An 11,765-nucleotide genomic window follows, 5' to 3' on the forward strand; every position below is an offset into this window, starting at 1 on the left:
TGCGTGTGCCCCGGGGGGGCGGCGTGTAACACCCCTGTCAAAATATTGCCCTCCTCCTGGGTGTCCCGGTGGTGGGCCCCGGGGGGGGGCCCCCCCCCGGGCCCCCCCCCCCCGTCCCGCATTCCAGCAGGCTCCTCGATTCCCACAGGCTCCTCGGAGCGGCCCGACGCGCTCCTCAGAGCAGCGCGCGGGTGCGCGTCACCAGATGGCGCACCGACTCGTCGGCCACGTCCGTCACCTCGTCGTAGCCGAACCAGCGCAGATCCAGCGACTCGTCGCTGATCGCCGCCACCGCGCCCCGGGGCGCCACCGCCGCGTACTGGACGTCCAGATGCCAGGCACAGGGAGTCTGGTGCCGATCGAGCCGCACCGGGCCGCCCGGCAGCAGCGTCAGCCCCTCGATCCCGGACTCCTCGGTGGCCTCGCGCAGTGCCGCGCCCGCGAGCGTGGCGTCGTCCGGCTCGCAGTGGCCGCCCATCTGGAGCCACATCCGCAGCTTCCGGTGCAGGGTCAGCAGCACCTGCCCCCGGTCCGGGTCGATCACCAGCGCGCTGGCCGTGATGTGCCCGTCCCCGCACGCCTTCCACATGCCGTCGGGATACGCGGCCAGATGGTCGCCGTACAGCCGCCGCAGCCGCTCCTGGGCGTCATCGGGCGCGGGCCACTCGGTGAGCACCCGCGCCGCGTCCTGGTGCAGACTCACTTCTCGCCGTCGCCCTCGCGGTCGTCCTCGCCGCCCTCGCGGCCCTTACGGAGGTCGGGACCCCCGGAGCCGCCCTTACGGTCCTCATCACCGCTCGCCGCCTCGCCGAGCATCTTGTCCAGCTCGGAGAAGTCCAGCTGCTCGCCGTGGACGAAGCCGTCCGGGTCGTCGAGGTCCTGTGCCGTAGGCAGCATGTCCGGGTGCGCCCAAAGACCGTCGCGCCCCTCCAGGCCGCGGGCGTCGGTGAGGGAGGCCCACAGCCGGGAGGCGTCCCGCAGCCGGCGCGGCCGCAGCTCCAGGCCGATCAGCGTGGCGAAGGTCTGCTCGGCGGGGCCGCCGCTCGCCCGGCGCCGCCGCAGCGTCTCGCGCAGGGCGTCGGCGGACGGCAGATGCGGCTTGGCGGCGGCGTGCACCACCGCGTCCACCCAGCCCTCCACCAGCGCCAGAGCGGTCTCCAGACGCGCCAGCGCGGCCTTCTGCTCGGGGGTGTCCTCGGGCTGGAACATGCCCTGCTGGAGCGCTTCCTGCAGCTGCTCGGGGTGGGTCGGGTCGAGCTGGCCGACCGCGTCCTCCAGCTTGGCGGTGTCGACCTTGATGCCGCGGGCGTACCCCTCGACCGCGCCGAAGAGGTGCGAGCGCAGCCACGGCACATGGGCGAACAGCCGCTGGTGGGCCGCCTCGCGCAGCGCCAGGTACAGCCGGACCTCTTCCTTGGGCACGCCGAGGCCGGAGCCGAGCGCCGCGATGTTGACCGGCAGCAGGGCCGCCTTGCCCGCCGGGCCCAGCGGCAGCCCGATGTCGGTCGAGCCGACCACCTCGCCGGCCAGCACGCCCAGCGCCTGCCCGATCTGGGTGCCGAACATGGCGCCGCCCATCGAGCGCATCATCCCGAGCAGCGGGCCGGCCATGGCCTGCATCTCCTCGGGCAGCACATCACCCATGGCGGCGCCGACGCGCTCGGCGACCGGGTCCACCAGGTCCTTCCACACCGGCAGGGTCGCCTCGACCCATTCGGCGCGGCTCCAGGCCACCGCGGTCCCCGAGCCCGAGGGCAGCGAGGTGACGCCGTCCAGCCACAGGTCCGCGAGCCGCACGGCCTCCTGGACCGCGGCGCGGTCGGCGGGGCCGACGCTCTCGTCCTTGCTGCCGTCGGCGGTGCCGCGCGCGACGGTCTGGCGGGCGATGTCCTTGGCCATGTCCCAGTTCACCGGGCCGCCCTCGTACGAGAGCATCTGCCCGAGCTGCTGGAAGGCGGCGCCCAGGTCGCCCGGGTTCAGCGAACCGAACATCGCGGCGAACGGATTCTCCGCGCCGCCCGCGCCACCGGGGCCGCCGCCGAACCCGAAGGGATTCGCGGGGCCCTGCTCGCCGCCCTGGCCGCCCTTCTTCTTGCCGTCGTCGCCGTCCTCCGGCTCCTCCGGCGGAAGGCCGAATCCGAATGGGGTGTCACTCACGGGTTTCCTCGGCTCGTTGGGCCACCGGCCCCGGGCCGGTGGCGGATGCCCGACATCACCACCCAGCCTAGACACCTCGCCGGTTTCCGGGCTCGGTGCTTCGCTGATCGCCGCCCTGCGGCAGGATGGACGTCACCTGGTACGTATGCGTGCATGCGCTGCGTACTGAAGACAACCGCTGGAGACGCCCGGTGAGTTCCCCAGACCGAGAAGTTCGCGCTGCGCGAAACGATACGGCTCGTACCACACGACGACCCGTCGTGGCGGTGACCGGTGCCGCCTCGGGCCCAGGTGCCCTGCTCACGCAGCGGCTCGCGGAGTCCGAAGAGGTCAAGCAGGTCCTGGCCATCGACGAGCGCCGCGGTGAGGTGACCGAGGCGCAGTGGCATGTGCTGGACGTCCGCGATCCGGCCATCGCCGAGAAGCTGCGCGGCGCCGACGTGGTGGTCCACCTCGCCGTCGACCTGGATCTGGGCACGGACGCCGCCGCCCGCACCGCCTACAACGTGCGCGGCACCCAGACCGTGCTGACGGCCGCCGCCGCGGCCGGGGTGCGCCGGGTGGTGCTGTGCACGTCCGCGATGGTCTACGGGGCGCTCCCCGACAACGCCGTGCCGCTCGCCGAGGACGCGGAGCTGCGGGCGACGGCCGAGGCCACCGGCGTCGGCGACCTCCTGGAGATCGAGCGGCTCGGGGAGCGCGCGCCGCGGGCGCATCCGGGGCTGAATGTGACCGTGGTGCGCCCGGCGCTGCTGGTCGGCGGCACGGACACCGCGCTCACCCGCTATTTCGAGTCACCAAGGCTGCTGGTCGTCGCCGGATCCCGTCCCACCTGGCAGTTCTGCCATATGGACGACCTGGTCGGCGCGCTGGAGTACGCCGCCCTGGAGAAGGTCGAGGGCGAGCTGGCGGTCGGGTGCGAGGGGTGGCTGGAGCAGGAGGAGGTCGAGGAGCTGTCCGGGATCCGGCGCATGGAGCTGCCCTCCGCGGTCGCCCTGGGCGCCGCCTCCCGGCTGCACCGGCTCGGTCTGACGCCGTCCCCGGCGGGCGATCTCGCGTACACGATGCACCCCTGGGCGGTCAGCGGCAGCAGGCTGCACGCGGCGGGCTGGCGGCCGCGCTGGACCAACGAGGAGGTCCTGGCGGAGCTGCTGGATGAGGTCGCCGGCCGCCATACGGTCGCGGGGCGGCGTCTCGGCCGTAAGGACGCCACGACGCTCGGCGCCGCGGGGGCGACCGTGGCCCTGGTGGGCACCGCGGCGATTGTGCGCCGCGCCCGTAAGGCGCGCCGCCGAGCCTGAGACAGTCGCCGAGCCTGAGACAGTCGCCGAGCCTGAGACAAAGGCCCCGGAAGAAGTTTTCCGGGATCCGGTAGTCCGGTGGCTCCATTGATTCCCCGAGGGCGGGACGATACGGCACGATGGACGACATGGCACATTCGTACGATCACCCCGGCGAGCTCGCGGCCGCCCACCCCATCCGGCTGCTCGCCGTCCGTGACACGCCCCTGTCCGTGGACGAGGTGTTCGGGGCGGTGGGCGATGCCGCGGCGGGCGGCACGGCGCTGTTCGTGGGCACCGTGCGCAACCACGACGGAGGCGCGGAGGTCGGCGCCCTCGGCTACTCCGCGCACCCGACCGCCGAGGCCGAGCTGCGCCGGGTGGCGGAGAAGGTCGTGGCCGACTTCCCGGTGCGCGCGCTGGCCGCCGTGCACCGGGTGGGCGATCTGGCGATCGGTGATCTGGCCGTGGTGGTGGCCGTCTCCTGCCCGCACCGCGCGGAGGCGTTCGCGGCCTGCCGCCGGCTGATCGACGACCTCAAGAGCGAGGTCCCGATCTGGAAGCATCAGACGTTCGCCGACGGCACCGAGGAGTGGGTGGGCGCGTAGGAGGAGTGGGTCGGCGCGTAGGGGGAATGCGCATGCGCATGGGGGCACGGAAGGGTGTACTCCGCTTGCGTAACCCCCACCCTGCCGTAAGCGTTGAGCTGGCAGAGGACTAATCTGCTCATCTGTCAGTCGCGGTCCTGAACCGCGATTTTCCAAGGGGTCGGGAGGCTGCTGTGGCTGCGCTTCTCTGGTTGCTGATTCCGTTGTTCGCGGCGATAGGCGCGGCGATATACGCCGGCATAGCCGCCCGAGCCGGCAAACGGAAGTCCGGGGGAGACGTAGCTGAGCTGGCCGGATACGCCCGCTTCCGCGAAGCGATGGAGCGCCGGCCCTCCGATTCGGACGCCGCGGCCTGAGGCCGCCGCCCCGTCCGCGCCGCCCCTCGTACGGACGGCCCCGACGGTGGACTGACGGACGCGTCCCGTACTGTCGTTCCATGCCACGCCGCACTGCGACGATGCTCGCCTCCCTTCTGATGCTGATCGCGCTGCTGTGCGCCGGAGTGCTGATCCCGGTGCCGTACGCGGAGATGTCGCCCGGGCCGACGTACAACACCCTGGGTGAGCACAACGGGGAGTGCGTGCTCCAGATCTCCGGCCGCAAGAGCTGTGAGACCACCGGCGGGCATCTGAACATGACCACGGTCCGGGTGACCGGCTCCGAGTACCGGATGAACCTCGTGGAGGCCGTCTACGGCTGGCTGGCGCACGATGACGTGGTCGTGCCGCACAGCACCCTCTACCCGGACGACAAGACCCCGGACCAGGTGGACCAGCAGAACGCCGAGGAGTTCACCCAGTCCCAGGAGACCGCCAAGGTCGCGGCGTTGCGGGCGCTGAAGAAGCCGGTCACCGCGCATGTCATCGTCGGCGCCGTCCAGAAGGGCGCCCCGGCCCAGGGCGAGTTGCACGCGGGCGATGTGATCAAGTCGGTGGACGGCACGGCGGTGCGCGAGCCCGATGACGTGGCCAAGCTCGTCACCAAGCACAAGCCGGGCCAGAAGGTGGTCTTCTCGGTGGTCCCGGCCAAGAACGTGGCGGCGGCGGAGAAGCGCGGCAAGCAGCCCACCGGCGAGGAGCGCGTCACGATCACCACCACGAAGGCGGGCAAGGGCCCGGCCCGCGCCATCGTGGGCATCCAGGCCGGTGTCGACTACACCTTCCCGTTCCGGATCGACATCAAGCTGGCGGACGTGGGCGGGCCCAGCGCCGGTCTGATGTTCGCGCTGGGGATCGTGGACCGGCTCTCGCCCGGCGACCTCACCGGCGGGAAGTTCATCGCGGGCACCGGGACGATCGACGACAAGGGCACGGTCGGCCCGATCGGCGGCATCGAGATGAAGACGATCGGCGCGCGCGAGGCGGGCGCCCGCTACTTCCTCACGCCCAAGGAGAACTGCGCGGCCGCCGCCAAGGACGTGCCGAGCGGACTGCGGCTGGTCAAGGTGCACACGATCGACGAGGCCCTTACGGCGCTCGAGAAGATCCGTAAGGGGGACACCGCCGGTCTGCCGAAGTGCACGACGGGCTGAGCGGCGCCCCCGCTTACGGGGATCAGGTCGCGGGGGTCAGTCGGTGGCGAAGGTGGCGGCGAGCGCGTCCGCCAGGCCCGGCACCAGACCGGCCCCGGTGAGCACCTCGGTCGGGGAGTCCTTCTCCCGCAGCCGCAGGGCCGACTCGCGCGCGCCGTCCCGCAGCACGGCCACGGTCATCCGGACCTCCTGGCGGTCCGGGTGGTCGGCGACCCACTTGGCCAGCGCCGCATCGTCCAGGCCCTCGGGCACGGAGTTCTCGGCGGACGGCGGCAGCATCTGCCGCTCCACGGTCAGGGCGCAGCCGGTCACCGCGTCCGGCCAGGCGATGGTGGCGAGGAACTCGTCCAGCGGGGCGCCGGAGGGCAGCTCGTCCTGCTCGATGGGGGTCAGGGAGGCGATCTCCTCGCCGCCCTCGTCAAGGCCGAGCTGAGCGGCGAGGCCGGGCTCCTCGGTGCGCAGCCGGGCGGTGTCGACAAGGGCGAAGAGCCGGGCGGGCTGGTCCCAGCCGAGCCCCGAGGCGTAGTCGTCGATTTCGAGTACGGCTCGGGTCAAGGGATTCGAGGCCAGCGGGTCGGTGCCGGGGGTTGCGTTGGACATGGTTCATATCGTGCCCTGTTCGGACCCGGAAACGGGAACTGAGTAAAGCCTGAGTAAGTTGCAACAGGTGGGCCCTGGAGTTCAGGGTTCCTCAATCGACAGCGAACTTCGAGGTGCGCACCTTGGCTTTCCAGATGCCGGACCGCGGCGGAGGCCCGACAGGGCCGCGGGTGAGAGTCGGCCGTCCGTCCCGGCGTGCCAGGACCCTGCTCATGACCCTGGGCGTGCTGGCCGTGTTGGCCATGCTCTTTGTCATGTTTGCCGGATTTTGGACGGATTGGCTCTGGTATCGCTCGCTTCATTACTCTTCTGTCTTCAGTACCACCCTGAAGACGAAGATCGGGCTGTTCTTTGTCTTCGGCGTGCTCATGGCCACGGCCGTCGGGATCAACATCTGGCTGGCCCACCGGCTGCGGCCGCCGCTGAGCGCGATGTCCATGGAGCAGCAGAGCCTGGACCGCTACCGGATGGGCATCGCCCCGTTCAAGAAGTGGGTGCTGCTCGCGGTCACCGCCCTGGTGGGGCTGATCGCGGGCGCCTCGGCGGCCGGTCAGTGGCGCATCTGGCTGCTGTGGGTCAACGGGGTGCCGTTCGGCCAGAAGGACCCGCAGTTCCACAAGGACGTGGCCTTCTACGCCTTCGATCTGCCCTGGTACCGCTTTCTGTTGAGCTTCGGCTTCGCGGCCACGGTGCTCTCGCTGATCGCCGCCGCCCTGGTGCACTACCTCTACGGGGGGCTGCGGGTCACCAGCCCCGGCGCCCGCGCGACCGCCGCGGCCACCGGCCATCTGTCGGTGCTGCTGGGCGTCTTCGTGGCGCTCAAGGCGGTGGCGTACTGGCTGGACCGCTACGGCCTCGCGGTGAAGTCGAGTGACTTCAAGGCGACGGGCAACTGGACGGGTCTGCGCTATGTGGACGCCAACGCCTATCTGCCCGCGAAGACGATCCTGTTCTGCATCGCGGCGATCTGCGCGGTGCTGTTCTTCGCCACGCTGTGGCGGCGCACCTGGCAGCTGCCGGTCATCGGCTTCGGGCTGATGGTGCTGTCGGCGATCCTGATCGGCGGGCTCTACCCGGCGATCGTCCAGAAGTTCCAGGTCCAGCCGAACGAGCAGGCCAAGGAGGCGCCGTACATCCAGAAGAACATCGAGGCCACGCGCAAGGCGTACGGCATCGATGACTCCAAGGTGGCGGACTACTCCGGCAAGAACGACAGCGACGGCGGCGGCGACAAGCTCCGTAAGGACGCCAATACGACGGCCAGTTACCGGCTGATCGACCCCAGCGTCATCTCGCCGACCTTCCAGCAGCTCCAGCAGGAGCGTAAGTACTACCAGTTCCCCTCGACGCTCGACGTCGACCGCTACAAGGGCGCCGACGGCAAGGACCAGGACACCGTCGTCGGGGTGCGCGAGCTGAACCTCAACGGCATCCCCAAGCGGAACTGGATCAACGATCACTTCACCTACACCCATGGCTACGGCATGGTGGCGGCGAAGGGCACCACGACCGACCCCAACGCGGACCCGGCCGGCTCGCCGGACTTCACCGAGTCGGGGCTGCCCACCAAGGGCTCAAGCGGCGGCGGTGTCGGTACCTACAAGCAACAGGTCTACTACGGCGAGAAGACCGACCAGTACTCGATAGTCGGTGGTCCCCAGAAGGAGCTCGACTACGAGAAGAACGGCGAGCGGACCACCAGCTACAAGGGCAAGAGCGGGGTCAGCCTCTCCAACCCGGTCAACCGCGCCGCCTACGCGGTGGCGTTCGGCGAGCCCCAGATCCTCTACTCGGGCGCGATCGGGGACGGTTCGCGGATCCTGTACAACCGGACCCCCAAGGAGCGCGTCGAGAAGGTCGCCCCCTGGCTGACCATCGACGGCGACGCCTATCCGGCCGTGGTCCATGGCCGGATCAAGTGGGTCGTGGACGCCTACACCACGACCAACGGCTATCCGTACGCCTCGCGGACGACCCTGGGTGACAGCACGGCCGACTCGCTGAGCGACGGGGACCGCTCGGTGGTCGCGCAGCAGAACAAGGTCAACTACATCCGCAACTCGGTCAAGGCGACCGTGGACGCCTATGACGGCACCGTCAAGCTCTACGAGTGGGACTCCAAGGACCCGGTCCTGAAGACCTGGGAGAAGGCGTTCCCGGGCACGGTCGAGCCCAAGGAGAAGATCAGCCCCGAGCTGATGGAGCATCTGCGGTATCCGCAGGACCTGTTCAAGGTCCAGCGCGAGCTGCTGACCCGCTACCACGTCACCGATCCCACGCAGTTCTACAGCGGCAGTGACGCCTGGCAGGTGCCCGAGGACCCGACCCACAAGGTCGGGAACGCGGTGCCGCCGTACTACCTGAGCATGAAGATGCCCGATCAGCAGGGGCAGACGTTCTCGCTGACGACGACCTTCACCCCCAACGGGCGTCCCAACCTGGGGGCGTTCATGTCGATCGACGCGGATGCCAACAGTAAGGACTACGGCACGATAAGACTGCTGAAGGTCACCTCCAATGTGCCCGGTCCACAACAGGTGCAGAGCGAGCTCAACGGTGATCCGGAGGTCGCCGAGTTCGTCCGGAACCTGAGAGGCACCGACTCCGACATCGAGTACGGCAATCTGCTCACCGTGCCACTGGACAACGGCTTCCTCTATATCGAGCCGGTCTACGCCCGCGGTGGCAGCGCCAACTACCCGCTGTTGAAGAAGGTCGGCGTCTCCTACGGCAAGGAGACGGTCTTCAAGGACACCCTGGGTGAGGCCCTGGACGCCGTCTTCGGCGAGTCGTCCGAACAGCGGCCACCGGGCGACGGCGGCCAGCAGGAACCGCCGTCGAGCTCCAACCCGACGGTGAAGGAGGCCCTCAAGGACGCCTCGGACGCCTATCAGGACGCCCAGGACGCCCTCCAGAAGCAGCCGCAGGACTGGGAGGCGTACGGCAGGGCCCAGGAGGATCTGAAGGACGCGCTGGACCGCGCCGCCAAGGCGGAGAACAAGGCGGCCGGCGACAAGGGGCAGCAGCAGAACCAGCCACGGAGCCAGAGCGGCGGCGGTTCCGACAAGAAGGGCGGCTGACCCCTGACGACCTGCGAGAACGGCCGGGCGGCCGGCCCCTCGCGCCGTGGTACGGTGGTTCCACCACGGCGCGGGGTGGAGCAGCTCGGTAGCTCGCTGGGCTCATAACCCAGAGGTCGCAGGTTCAAATCCTGTCCCCGCTACTGACACACGAGGCCCGGATCCGCAAGGATCCGGGCCTCGTTGTGTGTTGTATGAGCGTCCACTCGGGGAATGCGGATACAAGCGTTTGGGTTGTCTCTCTGTGGGCATGTCGACAAAACGCTGAAGTGACCTCCTCGGCTGCGGTATACCAGGTGTACGCCGGATGCCGGGTGATGTCACGATGGGATTTATGGGGGACAGGGTCAGTCTGTTGGAGACAGGGCGTTTTGCGCACGCGCACGACGATGCCGAGGAGGAGACCCGGCACCGTCGTGCCGCCGAGGGCGGTGACACCGCCGCGATGAGCGCGCTCGGCGCGCTGCTGCTGCGCCGCGGCGACCTCGACGGCGCCGAACCGCAGCTGCGGGGGGCCACTGCGGCGGGCGATCGCGCCGCCGCCAACAACCTCGGCGTTCTGCTGCACCAGCGCGGCTATGCCGACGAGGCCGCCGGCTGGTGGCGCATAGCCGCCGTCGCCGGATCCCCCGCCGCGGCCCACGCCCTGGGCCGTCATCACCGCGAGCGGGGCGACGAGCCCGCCGCCGAGTACTGGCTGCGCCAGTCCGCCGAGTCCGGCCACACCCTGGGCGCGTACGCGCTGGGCGATCTGCTGGAGCACCGCAGCGACATCGGGGCCGAGCGCTGGTTCCGCACGGCCGCCGAGCGCGGCCACCGCGAGGCCGCGTACCGCCTCGCCCGCATCCTGGACGACCGTGTCGACGAGGGGGACGAGCCGGCGGCCGAGCGCCGCCGTGGCGCCGACGGGGGCGGCCGGGAAGAGGCCGAGCAGTGGTACCGGCAGGCCGCCGCGCGCGGCCACCGGCGCGCCGCCCTCCACCTCGGCACGCTGCTGGAGAAGCGCGGTGAGACCAAGGAGGCCGGGCGCTGGTACCTGATGTCCGCCAAGGACGGCGAGGCCCGTGCCGCCTGCGCGCTGGGCTTCCTGCTGCGTGACGCGGGCGACACCGACAGCGCCGCCGTCTGGTGGCACCGGGCGGCCCAGGACGGCGACGGCAACGCCGCCAACGCGCTGGGCGCGCTCCACGCCGACCGCGGCGAGACCCAGACCGCCGAGCGCTGGTACCGCGCCGCGCTCGACGCCGGGGACATCAACGGCGCCTACAACCTCGGGCTGCTCTGCGCCGAGCAGGGCCGCACCGCCCAGGCCGAGCAGTGGTACCGCCGCGCCGCCTACGCGGGCCACCGCGAGGCCGCCAACGCCGTCGCCGTGATGCTGCTGCAGCGCGGCGACGCGGCGGGCGCCGAGCCGTGGTTCTCCAAGGCGGCCGAGGCGGGCAGCGTCGACGCCGCGTTCAACCTGGGGATCCTGCACGCGGGCCGGGGCGAGGACCGGGCGGCCCGGCAGTGGTACGAGCGGGCCGCCGCCGCCGGGCACACCGAGGCCGCGCTGCAGGTCGGCCTCGCCCTCCAGCGGGAGGGCGACCTCCAGGGCGCCGAGCGCCATCTGCGCTGCGCCGCGGGCGGCGGCAGCGCCGAGGGCGCCTTCCGGCTGGCCGCGCTGCTGGACCGCTCCTCGGTCGGCGGCGAGCCGGCGACCGGCACCGGCTTCGGCAACTCGTCCGGGACGCGCTTCCCGACCCCGCCGGCGGACAACGGCTCCGGGCCGCACGTCCCCGAGTACGAGGAGTGGTACGAGCGCGCCGCCCGTCAGGGCCACCGGCGGGCCCAGGTGCGGGTGGGCATGTTCGCGGCCGCGCGCGGCGATGTGGTCGAGGCCGCCCGCTGGTACCGCGTGGCCGCCGAGGCGGGCAGCAGCAACGGCGCGTTCAACCTGGGGCTGCTGCTGGCCCGGGAGGGCAGCGAGCCGGAGGCCGCTCTGTGGTGGACGCGTGCCGCCGAGTCGGGGCACGGCCGGGCCGCGCTGCGGCTCGCGCTGCTGGCGGCCCGTCGCGGGGCGCTCGCCGAGGGGCAGCGGTGGTGTGCGCGGGCGGTCGAGCTGGGGCCCGCGGAGGTCGCCGAGCGCGCGGCCCGGCTGCGAGAGGCGCTCCAGCAGGAGCTCACGGCCTGAGCGCTCTGCCCGAGCGCTCCGCTGGAAGAAGCGCCCCGACCTGCCGTCGATCGTCCGCGGCGTCGTCGTGGCTGATCGCGCCCACGCGGCGGGGCCGCACATCGACACAGCCCCGTGCCCTTCAGGGGCCCCACCGGCGGGGCCCCTCGGTAACCGGTTTGCTCCTGCCGTCCACCCCGGGTTAAGGTTGCTACACAACGACGCGGGGTGGAGCAGCTCGGTAGCTCGCTGGGCTCATAACCCAGAGGTCGCAGGTTCAAATCCTGTCCCCGCTACCACGACGACTGGGCCGCTACAACAAGGTAGGGGGGGTGAAGGATTAGTGGGGGTTGAGTG

Annotated in this window: 9 protein-coding genes and 2 tRNA genes; 8 read left to right on the forward strand and 3 right to left on the reverse strand. The window is 71.1% G+C overall.

What is annotated here, in order from left to right; all coding sequences use genetic code 11:
- Window positions 1-175: 175 nt before the first annotated feature.
- Both ACFXB5_RS12985 and ACFXB5_RS12990 read right to left on the reverse strand, forming a co-directional pair.
- A complete protein-coding gene (locus tag ACFXB5_RS12985; RefSeq protein WP_385206264.1) occupies window positions 176-703 on the reverse strand; it encodes an NUDIX hydrolase in 528 nt (175 codons plus the stop codon).
- Window positions 700-2,157 carry a zinc-dependent metalloprotease gene (locus ACFXB5_RS12990; RefSeq protein ID WP_385206267.1) on the reverse strand — a complete coding sequence of 486 codons (1,458 nt, stop codon included), beginning with the start codon at window positions 2,155-2,157 and terminating at the stop codon, window positions 700-702. Before ACFXB5_RS12990 ends, ACFXB5_RS12985 begins: the two co-directional genes overlap by 4 nt.
- A 191-nt stretch (window positions 2,158-2,348) precedes the next feature.
- On the opposite strand from ACFXB5_RS12990, the gene ACFXB5_RS12995 reads away from it, so the two are divergent.
- From ACFXB5_RS12995 to ACFXB5_RS13010, 4 genes are all read left to right on the forward strand, one after another.
- On the forward strand, window positions 2,349-3,458 hold the full coding sequence (locus ACFXB5_RS12995; RefSeq protein WP_385206270.1) for an SDR family oxidoreductase: 1,110 nt from the start codon (window positions 2,349-2,351) through the stop codon (window positions 3,456-3,458).
- Window positions 3,459-3,577: 119 nt separating this feature from the next.
- A complete protein-coding gene (locus tag ACFXB5_RS13000; protein ID WP_137979447.1) occupies window positions 3,578-4,045 on the forward strand; it encodes a molybdenum cofactor biosynthesis protein MoaE in 468 nt (155 codons plus the stop codon).
- Window positions 4,046-4,218: 173 nt separating this feature from the next.
- A complete protein-coding gene (locus ACFXB5_RS13005) occupies window positions 4,219-4,401 on the forward strand; it encodes a hypothetical protein (RefSeq protein WP_020868566.1) in 183 nt (60 codons plus the stop codon).
- Between the two features lie 80 nt (window positions 4,402-4,481).
- A complete protein-coding gene (locus ACFXB5_RS13010) occupies window positions 4,482-5,576 on the forward strand; it encodes a PDZ domain-containing protein (protein WP_385206275.1) in 1,095 nt (364 codons plus the stop codon).
- A gap of 36 nt (window positions 5,577-5,612) precedes the next feature.
- Here the strand turns inward: ACFXB5_RS13010 and ACFXB5_RS13015 are convergent, their stop codons facing one another.
- Window positions 5,613-6,176, reverse strand: coding sequence for a PPA1309 family protein (locus tag ACFXB5_RS13015; protein ID WP_385206277.1), 564 nt, complete (start codon window positions 6,174-6,176; stop codon window positions 5,613-5,615).
- Window positions 6,177-6,310: 134 nt separating this feature from the next.
- Between ACFXB5_RS13015 and ACFXB5_RS13020 the strand changes: the two genes are divergently transcribed.
- From ACFXB5_RS13020 to ACFXB5_RS13035, 4 genes are all read left to right on the forward strand, one after another.
- Window positions 6,311-9,256, forward strand: a complete 2,946-nt coding sequence (locus ACFXB5_RS13020) for a UPF0182 family protein (protein WP_385206293.1) — start codon at window positions 6,311-6,313, stop codon at window positions 9,254-9,256.
- Between the two features lie 69 nt (window positions 9,257-9,325).
- A tRNA-Met gene (locus ACFXB5_RS13025) sits at window positions 9,326-9,399 on the forward strand.
- A gap of 182 nt (window positions 9,400-9,581) precedes the next feature.
- Window positions 9,582-11,429: a tetratricopeptide repeat protein gene (locus ACFXB5_RS13030; protein WP_385206296.1), complete on the forward strand. Its 1,848-nt coding sequence runs from the start codon at window positions 9,582-9,584 to the stop codon at window positions 11,427-11,429.
- A 201-nt stretch (window positions 11,430-11,630) separates the two neighbouring features.
- Window positions 11,631-11,707 (forward strand) — tRNA-Met (locus tag ACFXB5_RS13035).
- The last annotated feature ends 58 nt before the right edge of the window (window positions 11,708-11,765 follow it).

The organism is Streptomyces sp. NPDC059455, assembly GCF_042750115.1.
GTDB lineage: Bacteria > Actinomycetota > Actinomycetes > Streptomycetales > Streptomycetaceae > Streptomyces > Streptomyces endocoffeicus.

Excerpts from the sequence above, each read along its gene's own strand:
- ACFXB5_RS13000 (WP_137979447.1), top strand. The coding sequence starts at position 3,578 with ATGGACGACATGGCACATTCGTACGATCACCCCGGCGAGCTCGCGGCC.
- ACFXB5_RS13030 (WP_385206296.1), top strand. The coding sequence starts at position 9,582 with ATGGGATTTATGGGGGACAGGGTCAGTCTGTTGGAGACAGGGCGTTTT.
- ACFXB5_RS13020 (WP_385206293.1), top strand. The coding sequence starts at position 6,311 with ATGCCGGACCGCGGCGGAGGCCCGACAGGGCCGCGGGTGAGAGTCGGC.
- ACFXB5_RS13015 (WP_385206277.1), bottom strand. The coding sequence starts at position 6,176 with ATGTCCAACGCAACCCCCGGCACCGACCCGCTGGCCTCGAATCCCTTG.
- ACFXB5_RS13010 (WP_385206275.1), top strand. The coding sequence starts at position 4,482 with ATGCCACGCCGCACTGCGACGATGCTCGCCTCCCTTCTGATGCTGATC.